The organism is Streptomyces sp. NPDC014006 (assembly GCF_043088925.1).
In the GTDB taxonomy this organism is placed as follows: domain Bacteria; phylum Actinomycetota; class Actinomycetes; order Streptomycetales; family Streptomycetaceae; genus Streptomyces.
The window spans coordinates 710,534-728,692 of the sequence record NZ_JBICAJ010000002.1; the positions used below are offsets into that span (position 1 = coordinate 710,534).

The following is an 18,159-nucleotide window of genomic DNA, read 5'->3' on the forward strand; positions in this document are numbered from 1 at the left end:
CGGTGGTCACCGCCACGGCGAAGCGCATCCGGGCCGACCGGCGGCGCCGGGCCGGAGCAGGTCCGCGTCTCCTGTCTCGTACGGTCTCGCTGTGTTTCCTCATCGAGGCTCCGTCTCTTTGTGGCGGGAGGGCGGGCTTGGAGAGAGCGTCCAGGTAACCGGGCCGGGGCGTGCCGGCTCACTTCACCGCGCCTGCGGTGACGCCGCGGGTCAGTGAGCGCTGGAAGATGAGGAAGAACGCGACCATGGGGACGACGCCGAGGAGGGCCGCGGCGCTCAGGGCGGTGGGGTCGCTGGTGTACTGGCCGCGCATCCCGGCCAGGGCGAGGGGGACGGTCTGGTGGTCGTTGGAGACGAGCAGGACCAGCGGGTAGAGAAACTCGTTCCAGCTCCAGACGAAGAAGAAGACACACATCACGGACAAGGTGGGCCAGCTCATGGGCAGGACGATGCGCCACAGGATGGTCCAGCGGCCGGCGCCGTCGAGGGAGGCCGCCTCGATCAGCTCACGGGGGAAGCTGCTGTACACGGAGGAGAGCAGATAGGTGCCGAAGGCGCTGTAGGTGATGCCGATCAGCAGTGTGTAGCCGAGCTTCCCGTCGTACAGGCCGAGCTCCTTGAACAGGTAGTAGATCGGGTAGACCAGGCCCTCCTGGGGCAGGACGTTCACGCCCAGGAAGAAGACCAGGAAGGCCGTGCGCCATCGGATACGGCCGATGCCGAGGGCGTAGGCGTTGAACAGGGCCAGGACGACGGCGATGACGACCACGCCGAGGCTGGTCTCGGCGCTGTTCAGCAGCTTCTGTGTGAAGTCGGTTCGCTGCCACACGTCCGCAATGACGCCCCAGTTCCAGCTCCCGGGCCAGGAGAGTGAGCCGTGGGAGCGGAAGTCGCCGCTCGTCTTGAACGAGTTGAGCAGGATGATGAGGAAGGGCGCGAGGAAGACGAGGGTGAAGACGCCGACCGCTATGAGCGTCGCCCAGGACAATGGGGTGCGCCGGGAGCCGGCGGCTTTGCGGCCCTGCGTGGTCGGCCCGGATTCTTCGCGGGCGGCTTCCGGGGCTGCCACGGGCTGGGGTGTCGTCGTGTCGGTGCTCATGGTCATCCGTCCTCGCGGGCCTGGCGGGTCAGGGTGGTGGCGGCGATGACCAGGACGAGAAGCGTCATCGTGCTGGAGATCGCGGAACCGTAGCCGACGTCGGCGCGCTCGAAGAAGTTCTGGTAGGCGAAGTAGGAGGGCACCAGGGTGGCGTTGCCGGGTCCGCCGCCGGTCAGGACGTAGATCTGGGCGAAGACCTTCAGGCCGGCGATGGTGGTGGTGACGAGGACGACGTAGATCTCCGGGCGCAGCAGAGGGACGGTGATGCGGGTGAAGCGGGTCCACCAGGAGGCGCCGTCCAGGTCGGCGGCCTCGTACAGTTCGGGATCGATGCGTTGCAGGCCGGAGAGGAACAGCACCAGCGGATAGCCCAGTTGCATCCAGACCAGGACCGCCAGGACCACCCACAGGGCGAGTTCGGGGTCGCCGAGCCAGTTCTGGGCCAGGGACTTCAGGCCGATCTTGTCCAGGAGGCTGTTGGCCGCGCCCTCCGGGGCCAGGATCCAGCCCCACATCAGGCCGGTGACGGCGACCGGGATGACCTGGGGGAGGTAGAGGCCGGAACGCAGGAGGGTGACCACGCGGTCGCCGTGCTTCTTGCCGACGTAGTCGAAGAGCAGGGCGGAGAGGAAGAGGCCCAGCAGGGTGGGGGCCACGGCCATGCCGACGATGACGAAGCCGATGTTGCGGAAGGACGCCCAGAAGTCGGAGTCCTGCAGGAGGCGGGTGTAGTTGTCCATGCCGGTGAAGGCGGCGGGGCCGATGCCCGTCCACCGGGTGAAGCTGTAGGCGAACGTCATCACCAGCGGAACGACGAGGAACAGCAGGCTCAGCAGCAGGCCCGGCAGGAGGAAGACGGCGTAGCCCGTGGGAAGTGGGCGGCGTTGGGTTTTCACGGTTGCTCCTTGGGGGTGGGGGGCGGCGACGCGGCGGGGAGGAGGCGCCGCCGCCCCCGGACGGGTGCCGGCCGGTGGGTTGGGGCCCGGCGGATGAGCCTCAGTGCCGCGTGGAGACGTACTTGTCGTAGGGCGCGGCGAGTTCGTCCAGGACGGTGTCGGTGCTCGCGCCGTTCATGAGGTTCTGGGTGGCGGCGACCTGGGCGTCGTAGTAGCCCGGGACGGGCCAGTCCGGGTAGAAGGCCAGGCCGTTGGAGTGCTCGTACCGGTCGAAGGCGCCGATGAGCTGCTTCGAGCGGGCGTTGCTGATCTGGTCGGGCTTGACGGCGATCGGCACGTTGCCGTTCTCACCGATCAGTTTCTGGACCCTGTCCGACATCGTGATGTCGATGAAGTCCTCGGCGAGCTTCTTGTTCCGGGCCCTGGTCGGGACGACCCACTGGTTGCCGCCGGAGCCCAGGGTCATCGTGGCGCCCGGGTAGGGGGCGACCGACCACGTGAAGTTCTTGATGTCGTGGGTGAAGCCGCCGAAGAACCAGTTGCCGCTGACCATGATCGGACGCTTGGCGGAGACGAACTGCTCGCTCATGTCGGCGCCCTTGAGGCCGACGTCCTTCTTGTCGAAGTAGCCCTTCTTCAGCCAGTCCTTGTACTTGGTGACCGCCCACGTCCACTCGGGGCCGTGGAAATCGGTCTTGCCCTTGTAGAGCTGGTAGTCGTCGACCCAGGTCTTGTTCGCCTTGGTCAGTGCGAGCAGATAGAGCCAGTGGGAGGCGGGGTACTCGTTGCCCGCGTTGGCGAGGGGGGTGATGCCGGCCTTCTTGAACTTGGCGAGCGCCGCCTCGAAGCTCGCAAGGTCGGTGGGCTTGGCGACGCCGTACTTCTTGAACAGGTCGTCGTTGTAGTACGCGAGGACGAATTCGCCGTAGTTCGGAACGCCGTACCACTTGTCGCCACCCATCTCGCCGTTCGTGTCATAGCGGGCGGTGACGGACGCGTTCTCGCTGATCTTCCTGTCCCAGCCGTGTGCCTTGACGACGGGGGTCAGGTCGGTGAGCAGGCCCTGCTTGGCCAGCAGACCCGTGGTGGCGTTGCCCTTGTTGTATTCCAGGACGTCGGGCGCGCTGTCGGAGTTGAGGATCATGCCGGCGTTCTGCTGGATCTGCTCGAACGTCTTGCGCTCGAAGACGACCTTGACGCCGGGGTGGGTCTTCTTGAACTCGTCGATGGCGGCCGCCCACGCCCTGTCCAGGGCGCCGCCCTGCTCCTCGTAGTGCCACAGCCGGAGAGTCTTGCCCTCCCCGGCGGCGGTGCCGGAACCACCGCAGGCCGCGGCCAGCGGAGCTATCAGGGCGAGGCAGGCCGCTGCCGTCAGCATGCGGCGCCGGGAGACCAGGACAGAGTTGTTGCTCATGGCGGGTTCCTTGCGGTAGAGGGACGGACCGGCTCAAGGAGCGGTGCGGCGGTGAACGCGTGCTTCCCACGGCAGCAGGGTGTGGTGGGTGGTCAGCGGTGCTGCCATGGGGATGTTGGCGAGGAGGAGTTCGGTGCCCTGCCAGCCGTCGGGGACGGTCACCGGCACGGAACAGCCCGTGAAGTTGGCCAGGACGAGGAGTTCGGTGGTGTCGTCGGCACGGGTGAAGGCGTAGATCTGCTCGTCGTCGGGCAACAGCATCCGGAAGTCGCCGTCCGTCACGACGGGTTCGGTGTGACGTAGGTCGATCAGCCGGCGGTAGTGGTGGAAGACGGAGCAGGGGTCGGCGAGCTGTTCCTTGGCGTTGACATGGCGGTGGTCGGGATTGACCGCGATCCACGGCTCACCGGCCGTGAAGCCGGCGTGGTCGGTGGTGTCCCACTGCATGGGCGTGCGGGCGTTGTCGCGGCCGCGCGCTCGCAGCCCGGCCAGGACCCTCTCCTCGTCGACGCCCAGTGCACGCTGCTCGCGGTAGTGGTTGAGGGATTCGATGTCACGGAAGTCGTCGATGGAGGTGAACGGGGCGTTGACCATGCCCAGTTCTTCGCCCTGGTAGATGAAGGGCGTGCCCCGGTGCAGGTGCAGCACGGTCGCCAGCATGGTGGCCGAACGCGCCCGCAGGACGGGGTCGCTGTCGTCGCCGAAACGTGAGACGACCCGCGGCTGGTCGTGGTTGTTCCAGTACAGGCTGTTCCAGCCGGCCTCGGCCAGACCGGTCTGCCAGCGGCCCAGGCTGGCCTTGAGGTCGCTCAGCTTCAGGGGGCGCACGTCGAACTTGCCGCCGGGTCCCTGGTCGAGTCCGACGTGCTCGAACTGGAAGACCATGTCCAGCTCCCGCCGGGCCGGGTCGGTGAACAGCCTCGCCTCGTCGACCGTGACGCCGGGCATCTCACCGACGCACAGCAGCCGACGCGGGTGGCCTGCGAACACCTCGCGGTGCATCTCGGCGAGGTACTCGTGGATGCGTGGCCCGCAGACGTAGAAGGGGCTGCCGTCCCCGAAGCGGCCGCCCTCGGGGACGATCCCGTCGGGCAGGGCCGGGTCCTTGGAGATGAGGTTGATGACGTCCATGCGGAAGCCGTCCACCCCCCGCTCCAGCCACCAGCGCATCATGGCGTGCACGGCCTGCCGCACCTCGGGGTTGTCCCAGTTCAGGTCGGGCTGCTTGCGGGAGAAGAGGTGCAGGTAGTACTCGCCCGACGCCTCGTCGAAGGTCCAGGCGGACCCGGAGAAGAACGATCCCCAGTTGTTGGGTTCCGCGCCCGGCGTGCCCGGCTCCATGCCCTGGCGAGGCGGGCGCCAGATGTACCAGTCACGCCGGGGGCCTTCCCGGCCGCCGTCACGGGAAGCGGTGAACCAGGGGTGTTCGTCGGAGGTGTGGTTGACGACCAGGTCCATCACCAGCTTCATGCCGCGAGCGTGGGCGGCCGACAGCAGCCGGTCGAAGTCGGCGAGCGTGCCGAACACGGGGTCGATGTCCTGGTAGTCGCTGATGTCGTACCCGTTGTCGTCGTGGGGGGAGGGGTAGACGGGTGACAGCCACAGCACGTCGACACCGAGTTCTGCCAGGTAGTCCAGACGCTCTGTGATCCCCGGGAGGTCGCCGATGCCGTCCGCGTTGGAGTCCGCGAAGGAGCGCGGGTAGATCTGATAGACCACCGCGTTCTTCCACCAGGCGGGAGTGTCGGCGGGCATGTTCAGGAGCACGTCAGTAACCTCGTGTCGGGGTGATCGTCGGATGGGCGTCAGGAGATGGCGGAGCCGACGGCTTCGCGGATCACGAGGCAGGCCGCGCCGCGCGCCCACAGGTCATGGGTGACCGGGTCGATGTGGATCTCGCAGTCGCGAGCGGCGTCGGAGAAGGCGTACGTCTGGAGGGCCTGCTGCATGGCAGGGCCGAACAGATCGTGGGCCACGGCTCCTTCGCCGGCGATGATGATCTTCTGCAGGTTGAGCAGGTTGCACAGGCCCGCCAGTCCCCGTCCCAGCGCGGCGCCGGCCTCGGTGAAGGCGGCGCGGGCGACGGTCCGGGCGGCGGCGTGGTCGCCGCGGGCCAGGGCGATGGCGTCGGTGATGGTGGTGCAGTCGGCGATGCCGCCGTCCTGGATGTGCCGCAGCACGGCCCGGTCGCCGGCCAGCGCCTCGAGGCAGCCGCGGCGACCGCAGCTGCACATCGGGCCGGCCGGGTCCAGCGGAAGGTGGCCGAGTTCGCCGGCCATGCCGCTCGCGCCGGCGTAGAGATTGCCGCCCAGCAGGAGACCGCAACCGATACCGGGTCCCACCGTGACGACGGCGAAGGAGTCGACGTCCCGGCCGGCTCCGAACCACCGCTCGGCGACGACGAGGGTGTTGACGTCGTTGTTGACGGTGACCATCAGGCCCGTCGCCTGCGACAGGGGGCCGGCCACGTCGACCTTCGTCCAGCCCAGCAGGGCGGAGTAGCGGCAGATGCCGGACGCGGAGTCGACGTGACCGCTGACTCCCACTCCGATGCCCAACACCCGGTCCGCCGCCTGCGGCGCCTGCTCCAGCAGCGCCGAGGCCAGTGCCGCGGCGGCGGACAGAGCGGTTTCCGGGCGGCATTCGTCGATCGGTCGCTCGCCCCTGGCCAGCACGTTGGCCGCCATGTCGGTGACCACCCCGGACACCAGCGCCGGCCCGATCTTGATACCGACGACCACGTGTTTGTCGGGGTTGACGTACAGCAGTTTCTGCGGTCGGCCCCGCCCGTGCGGAGCGGCATCCCTCTCCCGCAGGTAGTCGTGCTCGAGCAGGGGCGGCAGCATGCGGGTGACGCTGGAGGGCACCAGTCCCAGTCGCTGGGCGAGCTGGGTGCGTGAGAGCGGACCGGCGGTGAGCACGGTGGCGAAGATCTCCGCGCGGGTCTGCTCACTGACGAGATCCGAGAAGGGGATCGGGGTGGGGCTCATCCCAGGTGCCTCCCAGCGTGGGTGCCGTAACGTCAGCGGGCGGTGACGTCGATGTAGTTCAGCGCTATCGAACCGGTGTCGCCCGCGGTGCGCATGAACGTGACCAGGTTCTCGCCCTCGGCCAGCTTGATTTCACCGCTGAGGGTGGCCCACTTCCCGCCGGTGGCCCCGAAGGTGACCGAGCGGGGTGCGCTGACCACGGTGTGATCGGGCTGCTCGGCGTCGAGGGTGAGCCGGCCCCGCTCCGTGGCCTGGTAGCGCACGCCAAGGCGGTAGGTGCCCGCGTGGGGTGCCCTGATGGTGAAAGTGACCGACTGGTTCTCGCCGGCGATACGGGCGTAGCCCATCGCCTCGTGCCCGGGCAGCGAGTTGGCGAAGCCGGCACCGCCGCCCCACGCCGCGAACGCCGCCTGGTAGCGGCAGCGGTCGGTGGGGGCGACGGTGACGAACAGGCAGCCGTGGGCGGGCAGTTCGACGGTGACCGTGCTCAGCTCGCCGAGGTCCTGCCGCTTCCACACGTCCCGGACCTTTGCCGTGCCCTTGATGCCGAGCGCGGACAGGTCCAGGGCGCGGGTGGCGGGGGCGTCGGAGCGGTTGAACAGGGCGATCGCCCAGGTGCCGTCGGGCAGCTGGCCCGCCCAGCGTTCGCTGTCACGGCTGGAGGGGTCGTCGGCGTAGGAGGTGCCGTTGTGGAAGTAGGGCTTGCCGACCAGGCCCTGGTGGTGCAGGGCGAGCACCTCGGGGTTGGTGTAGGCCCAGCCGTGGTCGGCGATGTCGGCGTGGGTGTCGGCGATGGCCAGCGGGGAGCCGGCGATGGTCATCAGGGAGACGCAGGTGCGGCGTTCGTCGTCGTTGGCGAAGGTGTGGAGGCGCAGGAAGTCGCCGTCGAGGATGAGCTGGCCGCGTCCGGAGCGGTCGGCGTACCCGGTGAACCCGCCGAAGGGGTTGAACCAGTTCGGCCACATGTTCTGCCAGTCCTGCCGGCCGCCGCTGAGCCGCTCCCAGCCGCCCTTGTCGGCGTCGGCGTTGATGCGCACCATGTCGCCGTAGCGGATCTCCGCCTCGGCGTGCTGGTAGAGGTGCGGCATCACCAGGGACAGTTCCATGTCCTCGCCCGCGGCCTCGTTCATCCAGCTCAGTGCGGTGAGGTAGTTGTCGCGGCCGTGGGGCCGGTTGACGCGGCCGAGGCCGGAGTCGCGGCCGTCCTCGTACCAGGAGAGGAAGTCGACGCGCAGGTAGGGGACGCCGAGGTCCTTGAAGTACCGCACGTATCCCTGGACGTATTCCTTGGCGCCGTCCTTGGTGACGTCGATCCAGTAGAGGCTGTCGCCGCCGATGTCGGACGCGAAGAAGTCACCGTCGACGACGAGATCGGCGATCTTGACGTCCGGTCGGCCGACGACGGTCTTGCCGCGGTCCGCGACGGCGGCCTTGTGCACCCACAGCGGGTTGTAGTAGACGCCGAGCCGCATACCGCGGTCCTCGAGGTAGCGCGCCCAGTAGGCCCAGTCGTGGGTCCAGGAGTCGTTGTAGCTGACGACGTAACCGTGCTCGGTCGTCCTGCTCGATCCCTCGATCCACCCGTCGGTGCAGGCCATCGTGTAGCCGTACGGGGCGAAGTCACGGGCCAGCCAGTCGATGTTGGCCTGCCACTCGTCCTCGGGGATGGGAGCGTTGTGCGGGAAGGCCCAGCCGTAGATGTTCCAGTACAGGGGGCCGGCGCCGGAGCGGGAGAAGACGCTGTTGCGGCCGGCCACCGGCAGGCTGCGGAGACCGGTGCGCTGGGCGGGCAGGCCGGGTGCGGCCGGTTCGGCGGCGAGGGCCGGGGAGGCGGGGACGAGGGCCACGAGGCCCGCTCCGGCTGCGGCGCCGGAGAGAAGGGCCCTTCGGGAAAGTGCCATGGCAAGGCTCCGTCCGTCAGTGGGCAGGGCCGGTGCGACTCGACCGGTTGCCTGCGGATGACGGGAGTGTGTCCTGGCTATTTTTGTGCGTCAAGAAAGTAAATAGGGGTTTACGCAACCGTGACCCAGGGAGCTGGCGGGCGGCTGGCGGGCGGCTTCCCCTTTAAGCAACAGGCGGGAGGTCGTAGAAGGCTGATGCGAGCCCAGGGTCCTTGAGGGTGCGCCTCCCCTCGGCTATTTTTGTGATGCAGCGAAGAAAACAGGGGGTAGCCGGGGCGTGGAAAGGCGTCCTGACGTCCGAGCTGATCCCTCTGCGCACCACTGGAGGCACCAGCCGGTGCGCATGGCCGGCGTGCCTTGGTCACTTACACGAAGGTGCCGAGCCTGGGGCGGCGAGGTACCTCAGCGGGCTGCCGCGGCCACTGGGACGGCAGGCGGCTCCCAGGCCGTCGCGGCGAGCGGTGCGGCGCCCGTCGGCAGACGCGCTCGTTCGGTTGCCTCTTGCCGGTCGGAATGCGAGCGAGCAGCGGCGCGGACGGCGGTCAGCGCCGGGCAGCGGATGCCCGGCTCGGTTCCGAGCCCGCGACACCCGCTGGTACCCTCCGCGTTCCTCTGTGCGCGGCCCGCCCGCCTCCATGCGTGTCGAAGACGCTCCACGGAACCGCCCCACAGTCCTGCGCCTGGGCGCAGGATGCGTTCAGGGCGTGGCGACGAGCGAGTAGTTGGTGGTGAACGCCTGCACTTGAGAGTTCTGTGGGGTGTAAAGGAGCTTTGTTTCGGCGGAGGAGGCGTCGAGGACTACCTTGACGCCAACGTTCGCGGTGATGTTGTTGGTGGCCAGGTAGTTGCGGGCGCCGCCGGCGACCAGGATGATCGTCGGGTCGGAGCCGGCCGGGCTGATGTTCATGAAGGTCCACAGCGGCTGGCCGAGGTGGAACGGCTGCCATTCCTGGTCCTCGTCGACGCGCATGATGCCGTAGCCGAGGTCGTTGTCCTTGCCGATCACGTTGGTGTACGTGTGGTGCAGCTCGTTGTGCGAGTGCTTCCACTGGTCGGACGGCGAGACGTGATCCCACTCCCAGGTGGTGGAGTGGATCTTCGGGTCCCGCATCCAGTCCCACTGGCCGTGCAGGACGTTGTGGCCGATCTCCATGTTGTCCATGATCTTCGCCACGGACAGACCGGCGGTGCCGATCAGCCACGCCGGCGGGAAGATCGAGAACAGCAGCACGCCCCTGCTGACCAACTTGAGCTTGCGCTGCGCCGAGATGACCCTACGGATGTAGGCGGCGTCTTTCTTCCCGCGGCTGACCGTCCGCACGCCCGGTGCCGGCTACGCGATAAGCCGTCGGCCTGAAAGGGAACGAGCGTGATCGGCACACCTCCCGCTTCGCGTTCTCGTCGCCGCCGGTCGGCGAGGGAGGTGGTCCTGGGAGTGGACACGCATGCCCATGTGACCGCTGTCTCTCCCTGGTGGGGGAAGTGATCGGCACCAAGGAGTTCCCGGCCACCGCGGCTGGATACCGAGACCTGCTGGGATGGGCCAGGGCGTCGGGTACGGTGCGCCGGGCCGGAGTGGAAGGGACCGGTTCCTTCGGAGCTGCCCTGTCCCGCTACCTGCTGGCCCAGGGCGTGGACGTTTTCAAGTGAACCGGTTCGACCGGGCCGACCGCCGGCGGCGCGGCAAGTCGGACCCGCTCGATGCCGAGAACGCAGCCCGGGCCGTGCTCAGCGGGCGGGCGCGCGCCCAGGCCAAGACGGGCGACGGGCCAGTGGAGATCGCCCGGATGTACAAGCTGGCCAAGGACTCGGCGGTCAAGGCCCGCACCCAGGCGATCAACCAGCTCAAGGCCGTCCTCATCCGTGCCGATCCGCAGCTGAGGGAGGAACTGTCCGGGCTGGGCAACGCAGAGCTCATCCGCACCTGCGCCGGGCTCGTCGACGACAGCCTGAACCACGAGGCCGACGAAGGGGCGGTGCTCCACGCCACCCACGTCACCCTGTGTCTGCTGGCCCGGCGCATCGGGCAGCTCAGCGAAGAAGTCCGGGACCTGGAAGGCCGCCTGACCCGGCTGGTGGAACGCCACGCTCCCCGGTTGCTTGAGGTAGTGGGCATCGGTCCGGACACAGCCGTCACTTTGCTGATCACGATCGGGGACAACCCGGAACGCCTGAGCAGTGAGGCGTCCTTCGCGGCGCTGTGCGGGGTCATCCCGGCCGAGCGTTCCTCGGGCAGTCGGCAGTACCGTCGCCTGAACCGGGGCGGCGACCGGCAAGCGAACGCGGCCCTGCACCGGATCGTGCAGACTCGCCTGCGCGTTGACCCGCGTACCCAGGACTACGACGAACGCCGCAGCAAGGCGGGCAAGACTCGACGCGAGATGGTCCGAAGCCTCAAGCGCTACGCGGCCGAGAGGTCTGCCACCTGGTCAGACCCGTGCAGTCGTCACCCCCGTCATAGGGGCAGTCGCGATACGTGAGAGGGTCTGACGCGTGAGTGAGACACCGTCGAACACCCTGCAATACCGCTTTGACGGGCCAGAAGAGGCCCCCGTCCTGATCCTGGGTCCCTCACTGGGTACCACATGGCACATGTGGGACCGGCAGGTCCCCGAGCTTGCCAAGCAGTGGCGCGTCCTGCGGTTCGACCTGCCGGGGCACGGCGGCGCGCCCGCCCACCCCGCGGGGTCCGTCGCCGAGCTGACCGCCCGTCTGCTCGCCACCCTCGACGCGCTCGGCGTGCAGCGCTTCGGCTACGCGGGATGCGCCCTCGGCGGTGCCGTCGGCGTGGAGCTGGCGCTGCGCCACCCCGAGCGGGTCGCCTCGCTCGTGCTGATCGCCGCCTCCCCCCGGTTCGGCACCGCCGACGAGTTCCGCCAGCGCGGGGTGATCGTCCGGACCAACGGCCTCGACCCGATCGCCCGTACGTCCCCCGACCGCTGGTTCACGCACGGCTTCGCCGCCGCCCAGCCCGCGATCACCGAGTGGGCCGTGCAGATGGTGCGCACCACCGACCCCGGCTGCTACATCGCCGCCTGCGAGGCACTCGCCGCGTTCGACGTGCGGCCCGAGCTGGGCCGGGTCGGCGTGCCGACTCTGGTACTGGTCGGCTCCGAGGACCAGGTCACCGGCCCCGCCGAGGCGCGCACGCTGGTCGCCGGCATCCCCGACGCCCGACTCGCGGTCGTACCCGGCGCCTCCCATCTGGTTCCGGTGGAACAGCCGGCCGCCGTGACCGATCTGCTGGTCACGCACTTCTCGACGGCCTGGCAGCCCCTCATCGACCCCGGTACCGGCCAGATCGCCATCCCTGCCGCGCCCGTCAAGCCCGTGCTGGCCGCACCGCCCCCGCAGCCGACGGCGCCGATCGCCGAGATCGCGCCGCCCGTGGCGCAGCCCCAGCCCGCCGGGCGGCCCGACCCGTACGACGCGGGGCTCAAGGTACGCCGGGAGGTGCTCGGCGATGCCCACGTCGACCGGGAGCTGGCGCAGGCCGGTGACTTCTCCGGCGACTTCCAGGAGCTTCTCACCCGCTACGCCTGGGGCGAGGTGTGGAACAGACCCGGCCTCGACCGGCGCTCCCGCAGCTGTGTCACCCTGACCGCGCTCGTCGCCGGCGGCCACCTGGAAGAGCTCGCCTTCCACACCCGCGCGGCCCTGCGCAACGGCCTCACCCCGGACGAGATCAAGGAGGTCCTGCTCCAGGCGGCCGTCTACTGCGGCGTCCCCGCGGCGAACAGCGCCTTCCGCGTGGCCCAGCAGGTCATCCTCGAGGAGACCACCCTCGCGGAGTGACCCCGGGGCGGGGTGCGCCACCGCGCCCCGCCCCGCGCATGCAGGATGGGACGCATGAAGCTCACGAAGATGTCGCATGCCTGTGTCCGCCTGGAGAAGGGCGGCCGGACCCTCGTCCTGGACCCCGGCGGTTTCAGCGAGGAGGACGCCGCGCTCGGCGCGGACGCCGTCCTGGTCACGCACGAGCACCCGGACCACTTCGACGAGGGACGGCTGCGGGCCGCGCTGGAGCACAACCCCGCCGCCGAGATCTGGACCCTGCGCTCGGTCGCCGAGCGGATCTCCGCGGCCTTCCCGGGCCGTGTGCACACCGTCGGCCACGGCGACACCTTCACCGCCGCCGGCTTCGACGTGCAGGTCCACGGCGAGCTGCACGCCGTGATCCACCCGGACATCCCGCGCATCACCAACGTCGGCTATCTCATCGACGACGGCACCGTCTTCCACCCCGGCGACGCGCTCACCGTCCCCGGCCGCCGAGTCGAGACGCTGATGCTGCCGGTCATGGCCCCCTGGAACAAGATCTCCGAGGTCATCGACTACGTCCGCGAGGTGAAACCGCAACGCGCCTACGACATACACGACGCCCTCCTCACCGACCTCGCCCGCCCGATCTACGACCGCCAGATCGGCGCCCTCGGCGGCACGGACCACCGGCGGCTGACCCCCGGGGACTGCACCGACGTCTAGGACCGACCCGGGCGGGATCGCGTTGTCAGTGCCGCCGGGTAGGTTGTGAGGCATGCGCATCGCGACCTGGAACGTGAACTCGATCACCGCCCGCCTTCCGAGGCTGCTGACCTGGCTGGAGAGCAGCGGCACCGACGTGCTCTGCCTGCAGGAGGCCAAGGTCGCCGAGGAGCAGTTCCCCGTCGAGCAGCTGCGCGAGCTGGGATACGAGGCGGCGGTGCACGCCACCGGCCGGTGGAACGGCGTGGCGGTGCTCTCCCGCGTCGGCATCGAGGACGTGGTCAAGGGCCTGCCCGGCGACCCCGGTTTCGACGGCGGGGTCGAGCCGCGCGCGATCTCCGCGACCTGCGGCCCGGTCCGCGTGTGGTCGGTGTACGTGCCGAACGGCCGCGAGGTGGAGCACCCGCACTACGCGTACAAGCTTCAGTGGCTGGAGGCCCTCAGAGCCGCCGTCGCCGGTGACGCCCAGGGTGGTCGCCCCTTCGCGGTGCTGGGCGACTACAACATCGCGCCGACCGACGACGACGTCTTCGACGCGGCCGCCTTCGAGGGCTCCACCCACGTCACCCCGGCGGAGCGCGCCGCGCTCGCCTCCCTGCGCGAGGCCGGGCTGAACGACGTGGTGCCGCGCCCGCTGAAGTACGAGCACCCGTTCACCTACTGGGACTACCGCCAGCTCTGCTTCCCCAAGAACCGCGGCATGCGCATCGACCTGGTCTACGGCAACGAGCCGTTCGCCAAGGCCGTCAAGGACGCCTACGTCGACCGGGAGGAGCGCAAGGGCAAGGGCGCCTCGGACCACGCGCCGGTCGTCGTCGACCTGGACGTCTAGGTCGGGTCGTTCGGATCCTCCCGGCCGAGCGAGGGGCCCTGGCTCACAGCAGCCGCAGGTCCACGGACTCGCCCAGCGCGGCCAGCCCCGCGTCCCCGGGGTGCAGGTGGTCGCCGCTGTCGTAGGCGGCCGGCATCCGCGCCGGGTGCGCGGGGTCGCGGATCACGGCGTCGAAGTCCAGTACCCCGTCGAAGGCGCCGGTGGAGCGGATCCAGGCGTTCACCGCCGTCCGCTCGGTGTCCACGGAGGCCGGGCACCGTGCGTGGCCCCCGCAGGGCAGGATGGTCGCGCCGAGGACGCGCAGCCCGCGGGCGTGGGCCCGGTCGGCGATCGTGCGCAGCCCGTCGATCAGCGGTGCGGCCGTGACACCGTCCAGCAGGTCGTTGACGCCCTCGAAGACGACGAGCGTGCGCACACCGGTCTGCGCGAACACGTCCCGGTCCAGCCGGTGCAGGGCGCTCACCCCGGACTGCTCGGCCGAGACGCCGTCGCCGGGGTAGCGGTCGGTCAGCACCCGGTTGCCTGAGATGCCCTGATTCAGCACGCCGTAGCGCGGCACGGCACTCTGCCTCCGCAGGCGCGCGGCCAGGGCATCGGGCCATCGCCGGTTCGTGTCGGGCGTCGAACGGTCTCCGTCGGTGATCGAGTCGCCGAGGGTGACCACCGCCCCGGGCCCGCCGCCGACGTCCACCCCGGTCAGCAGCGGCCGGCTGGTCAGGGTCGCGGTGTAGGCGGCCGGGGAGGCGTCCGCGGTGTGGTCGCCCGGCTCGCTCAGATACGACCGCTGCTGCCCGAGCCGGTGCACGGGCGCCGCCGTCACCGGACCCGGCAGATGGAAGCTGACCAGCAAATCGGCCCCGGCCGGCACGGCGAAGTCCAGCGGATCGCTGACCGCCTGGGCCCCCGCCGGGATCATCACCCCGGCCGCCCCGTCGAAGGACAGGGCCACCGGCGCCGCCGCGGGCACCGCCCCCGCTGCTCCCGGCGCCCGCAGCGCCACCGTCGCCGCGCCGATGCGCACCGGCGCCCCCGCGAAGGTGTTGTCGAAGCGCAGACGCACCCGGGGACCGCCCGCCGAGGTGTGCACGACCAGCCGCAGTGTGCGGTCCGTCCACGGGCCGACGGCCGGACAGCCGCCGGTCGGCGCGGCCCAGCTGCCGGTCCAGCCCGGCGCGTGCGAGCGCACCGACATCGCGAATACGTGCAGCCCCGGCGCGACGGGCAGCCGTACCGCCGCCACGGCGCGTCCCGGGGTGAGCGGTACCGTCACGACGTACAGCCGGGCCTGGCGGGCGAGCCGGCCGCCGGGCGTGTTGACGTGCGGGAGCGCGACCGCCTTCGTGGCGGGCGGGCCGGTGCGCCAGGAGGGCGCGGTGAGCGCGTACGGGGCGGACGTGCCGTCCGTGTAGCGGACCGTGCCCGTCCCGCCCGTGGCGTCCCCGGCCGTCCCCGCCACCAGGAAGGCCAGCGCGTCACCATGCCCCGACAGGCGCACCCACTGCCCGGCGGACCGTACGTTGTCCGCCTCGCCCGGTGCCCGCCGCGGCCACGTCAGCCGCGCGCCCTGCACGGTCAGCGTCCGGCCCGGTGTCCAGCCGGCGGCCGCGAGATCCTGCGCCGACAGGGAGGCCCCCGCACCGTCGAAGTCCGCGCCGCCGGGCCGGGAGTCGTCGCTGACCGCGGCATTGTCGTACAGCCGCTCCAGCGGCAGCGGCACGGTGTCCGCCGCCGGGACCGCGGCGGCCGGCAGCGGTGCGGCCGTGGCCAGGACGAGAGCCGCCACCAGCCCCCCGATGCCTCGGCGCATCACCGGCACCCGCTCCTCCCGCGCTCTCCCGCTCACACGGACCCGGGCAGGTCCGCGCACCGCGAAGCTAGGAACCCGTCAGGGACCCGTCAACGCGCCATGCGCGGGCGGGGCGCGAAATGGGCCGTACGGGGCGCGTGCCCGGGTGAAAAGGAGGCCCGCGCGCCTGTGGTGCGCACGGGGGTGCGAATGCCACGCTGTCCCTATGAATCTCCCTTTTCTGGGCATCGGGCGCAGGAAGACCGATGAGGCACGGTTCACGGCGGCACCGGAGGCGGTCGCTGCGCTGCTGTCGGAGTGCGAGCTGCTGCGTTCGCAGGCCGCCGAGTCGGGTGTACGGCTCGACGACACGGCGCTCTCGCTGGAGGCGCTGGACCAGTTGGTGCCGCGCTGGCGGGACGACGCGGAGACGCTGCCCCGGCTCGGCAACGACGCGGGTCTGTACCTCGGCACGGTGGTCGTGCGCACGGTGCCCGGCGCGGTGTGGGAGATCCGCTCCGGCGGGCCGCCCGTGGTCCGGCTCGCCTCGGGGCGCGAGATCGACGTGGTGGCGGCGGGCCGGGACTGGGCCGAGAGCGGGGTCCCCGAGCTGTCGCAGCTGTACGCGGAGGTCGCCGAGGACTGACCACGAGGGATCCGAGGGTGAGGTCATGGCCCAACCTCCGGCTTAAATACGGCTTATGCCCGGAAAGTGCGTGTCGTCTCTCCGGGGGCAGAGCCGCTGGATAGGTTGCGGCAACCACGACACAGCTGAGAGTGAGTAGGGCTGCGCATGGCCGTCGAACCGTTGATCGAACTGCGGAACGTCAACAAGTACTTCGGGGAGCTGCACGTCCTGCAAGACATCGACCTCTCGGTAGGCAGGGGAGAGGTGGTCGTGGTCATCGGCCCGTCCGGGTCGGGCAAGTCGACGCTGTGCCGGGCCGTCAACCGGCTGGAGCCCATCCACTCGGGCACCATCCTGCTGGACGGGCAGCCGCTGCCCGAGGAGGGTAAGGCGCTCGCCCGGCTGCGCGCCGAGGTCGGCATGGTCTTCCAGTCCTTCAACCTCTTCGCCCACAAGACCGTGCTGCAGAACGTCTCGCTCGGCCAGGTCAAGGTACGCGGCCGCAAGAAGACCGAGGCCGACCGGCGCTCGCACGAGCTGCTCGACCGGGTCGGGGTGGCCGAACAGGCCGACAAGTACCCCGCGCAGCTCTCCGGCGGCCAGCAGCAGCGCGTCGCCATCGCCCGGGCCCTCGCCATGGACCCCAAGGTGATGCTGTTCGACGAGCCGACCTCCGCCCTCGACCCGGAGATGATCAACGAGGTGCTGGAGGTGATGCGGCAACTCGCCCGCGACGGCATGACCATGGTCGTCGTCACCCACGAGATGGGCTTCGCCCGCTCCGCCGCCAACCGCGTGGTGTTCATGGCGGACGGCCGGATCGTCGAGGACCGCCGCCCCGACGAGTTCTTCACCGACCCGCGCAGCGACCGGGCCAAGGACTTCCTCTCCAAGATCCTCAAGCACTGAGGGAGTTCAGGCCCTCGGGGCGCCGAGCCCTGCGCGGAATCGAACGAGGAGCGCTCCGCATGGTCCGTACCGCTTGTGCCCGCACGGCGGTTCTCAACTACGATGTGCCGTTCATCCCTGTGGTGACGACCGAGGCCGTACCCGCCGGTGCGGCCGCACCACGAACGCTGCTGCCGGGGGTGGGTCCCCCCACGGCCCCTCGTCCGTAGGGGGCAGCAGTACACAGGGCCATACCCGCCCGGCCGCGGCCGCAGATCACTGCTCGCGGCGGCAGCGACCCACGCCAGGGGCCGCTCGCCGCGAGGAGAAGGTCAGCCGCGCGCCGGTCGGGTTGTGCTCGTTCCGGGGACGTCTTCCCCGGCCGATACGGCGTCAGGCCTGCGCCCGGTGCGAGTTCCTCGGCGTCGACGCCGGCAGCGGGGCCAGCGCGGCCCGGGTGACGTCCGCGACCAGTTCCACCACGTCAGGACCGTACGCCTGCGAATTGACGACCTTCAGCAGCAGCACGAAGGAGTTCCTGCCGTGCTTGCGGGCGAGCCGCTCGTGGCTGCGGGCGAGGTAGCGGGTGGCGGCCTGGTTGGTGAGCGCGGTCTGGCCGCAGAAGAGGAACACCGGCCGGTCGCCGTGGCTGCCGTCCACGGTGAGCCGCGCGAGCAGCACGTACTCGACGCGGCCGGCCTCCAACCGGTAGCGCTCGGAGCCGATCTGGAAGACGCCCCGGTCCGGGCCGGGTTCGACGTCCACGTTGATCCGCACCCCGGGCAGCAGGGAGGACAGATGCGCGGCCATACGACGGTTGGATCAAGGGGCCCAGCACCCATCTTGCACTCACATTCACTACAATTGCCTGACCAGCACAAACACTCAAGGCCCCTGCTTCGGTGGGGGCCTTCGTCATGGGAGGAAGCCACGCCCGAGACCAACTGGCAGACCGAACTGCGCTGGATGACCGGTGCCTTCGCGGCCACCGACTTCCACGGGCACCCAGGGGCTGCGCACGAACCTCCAGGGCGCCCCCTGATCTTAGAGGGCGCCGCCGTCAGCGGGGCATAGGCCGCCGGGTCCGGAGCCTCGTCTCGGAAGCTCAGCTTGACCTTCGGCTCGGGACGGAAGCCACTGCCGCCCGTAGGGCGCTCAGGCGCGGCTTGTCAAAAGCCGAGGCTGAGGCCGCGGTGGACCGGGCCACGAAGCCCCATATTGAGGAGCTGGAGGGGCTGGA

General features: G+C 70.2%; 15 protein-coding genes and 2 pseudogenes. 7 read left to right on the top strand and 10 right to left on the bottom strand.

Annotated elements, in window-relative coordinates:
• Window positions 1–178: 178 nt before the first annotated feature.
• The 8 genes and pseudogenes from ACF1GV_RS09700 to ACF1GV_RS09735 form a co-directional block, all read right to left on the bottom strand.
• On the bottom strand, window positions 179–1,099 hold the full coding sequence (locus ACF1GV_RS09700) for a carbohydrate ABC transporter permease (RefSeq protein ID WP_391679393.1): 921 nt from the start codon (window positions 1,097–1,099) through the stop codon (window positions 179–181).
• Between the two features lie 2 nt (window positions 1,100–1,101).
• Window positions 1,102–1,995 (bottom strand): carbohydrate ABC transporter permease, encoded by an 894-nt coding sequence (locus ACF1GV_RS09705; RefSeq protein WP_391679390.1) that lies wholly within the window; start codon window positions 1,993–1,995, stop codon window positions 1,102–1,104.
• A 100-nt stretch (window positions 1,996–2,095) separates the two neighbouring features.
• On the bottom strand, window positions 2,096–3,409 hold the full coding sequence (locus ACF1GV_RS09710) for an ABC transporter substrate-binding protein (RefSeq protein WP_391679387.1): 1,314 nt from the start codon (window positions 3,407–3,409) through the stop codon (window positions 2,096–2,098).
• Between the two features lie 33 nt (window positions 3,410–3,442).
• Window positions 3,443–5,176: an alpha-glucosidase gene (locus ACF1GV_RS09715; protein ID WP_391679385.1), complete on the bottom strand. Its 1,734-nt coding sequence runs from the start codon at window positions 5,174–5,176 to the stop codon at window positions 3,443–3,445.
• 38 nt (window positions 5,177–5,214) lie between these two features.
• Window positions 5,215–6,399, bottom strand: coding sequence for an ROK family protein (locus tag ACF1GV_RS09720; RefSeq protein WP_391679383.1), 1,185 nt, complete (start codon window positions 6,397–6,399; stop codon window positions 5,215–5,217).
• 32 nt (window positions 6,400–6,431) lie between these two features.
• Window positions 6,432–8,300 carry a hypothetical protein gene (locus tag ACF1GV_RS09725; protein WP_391679381.1) on the bottom strand — a complete coding sequence of 623 codons (1,869 nt, stop codon included), beginning with the start codon at window positions 8,298–8,300 and terminating at the stop codon, window positions 6,432–6,434.
• A gap of 697 nt (window positions 8,301–8,997) precedes the next feature.
• Complete coding sequence (locus tag ACF1GV_RS09730; RefSeq protein ID WP_391679645.1) at window positions 8,998–9,207, bottom strand: hypothetical protein; 210 nt, start codon at window positions 9,205–9,207, stop codon at window positions 8,998–9,000.
• Window positions 9,202–9,606 (bottom strand): annotated as a pseudogene (locus ACF1GV_RS09735) (fatty acid desaturase family protein); the annotation flags it as partial. The gene ACF1GV_RS09730 and the pseudogene ACF1GV_RS09735, both read right to left, overlap by 6 nt.
• Window positions 9,607–9,773: 167 nt before the next feature.
• Between ACF1GV_RS09735 and ACF1GV_RS09740 the strand changes: the two are divergent.
• The 5 genes from ACF1GV_RS09740 to ACF1GV_RS09760 are packed head-to-tail and all read left to right on the top strand — an operon-like array spanning window position 9,774 to window position 13,617.
• Window positions 9,774–9,950, top strand: a complete 177-nt coding sequence (locus ACF1GV_RS09740; RefSeq protein ID WP_391679379.1) for a hypothetical protein — start codon at window positions 9,774–9,776, stop codon at window positions 9,948–9,950.
• A complete protein-coding gene (locus tag ACF1GV_RS09745; RefSeq protein WP_391679376.1) occupies window positions 9,947–10,780 on the top strand; it encodes a transposase in 834 nt (277 codons plus the stop codon). The genes ACF1GV_RS09740 and ACF1GV_RS09745 overlap by 4 nt, the downstream gene beginning before the upstream one ends.
• Before the next feature lie 13 nt (window positions 10,781–10,793).
• The gene (pcaC, locus tag ACF1GV_RS09750) at window positions 10,794–12,095 is read left to right on the top strand and encodes a 4-carboxymuconolactone decarboxylase (RefSeq protein WP_391679373.1); all 1,302 of its coding nucleotides are present in this window, start codon (window positions 10,794–10,796) and stop codon (window positions 12,093–12,095) included.
• Window positions 12,096–12,149: 54 nt separating this feature from the next.
• Window positions 12,150–12,785, top strand: coding sequence for an MBL fold metallo-hydrolase (locus tag ACF1GV_RS09755; RefSeq protein WP_391679371.1), 636 nt, complete (start codon window positions 12,150–12,152; stop codon window positions 12,783–12,785).
• A gap of 52 nt (window positions 12,786–12,837) precedes the next feature.
• Window positions 12,838–13,617 (top strand): exodeoxyribonuclease III, encoded by a 780-nt coding sequence (locus ACF1GV_RS09760; RefSeq protein WP_391679370.1) that lies wholly within the window; start codon window positions 12,838–12,840, stop codon window positions 13,615–13,617.
• A 43-nt stretch (window positions 13,618–13,660) separates the two neighbouring features.
• Here the strand turns inward: ACF1GV_RS09760 and ACF1GV_RS09765 are convergent, their stop codons facing one another.
• Complete coding sequence (locus ACF1GV_RS09765; RefSeq protein WP_391679368.1) at window positions 13,661–15,424, bottom strand: GDSL-type esterase/lipase family protein; 1,764 nt, start codon at window positions 15,422–15,424, stop codon at window positions 13,661–13,663.
• Window positions 15,425–15,629: 205 nt separating this feature from the next.
• Here ACF1GV_RS09765 and ACF1GV_RS09770 point away from each other — a divergent pair, with 205 nt between their 5' ends.
• A complete protein-coding gene (locus tag ACF1GV_RS09770) occupies window positions 15,630–16,049 on the top strand; it encodes a DUF6278 family protein (RefSeq protein ID WP_391679365.1) in 420 nt (139 codons plus the stop codon).
• Window positions 16,050–16,196: 147 nt separating this feature from the next.
• On the top strand, window positions 16,197–16,940 hold the full coding sequence (locus ACF1GV_RS09775; protein ID WP_391679362.1) for an amino acid ABC transporter ATP-binding protein: 744 nt from the start codon (window positions 16,197–16,199) through the stop codon (window positions 16,938–16,940).
• Window positions 16,941–17,312: 372 nt separating this feature from the next.
• On the opposite strand, the pseudogene ACF1GV_RS09780 reads toward ACF1GV_RS09775, so the two are convergent.
• Window positions 17,313–17,741, bottom strand: a pseudogene (locus tag ACF1GV_RS09780) (hypothetical protein); the annotation flags it as partial.
• Window positions 17,742–18,159 lie beyond the last annotated feature (418 nt).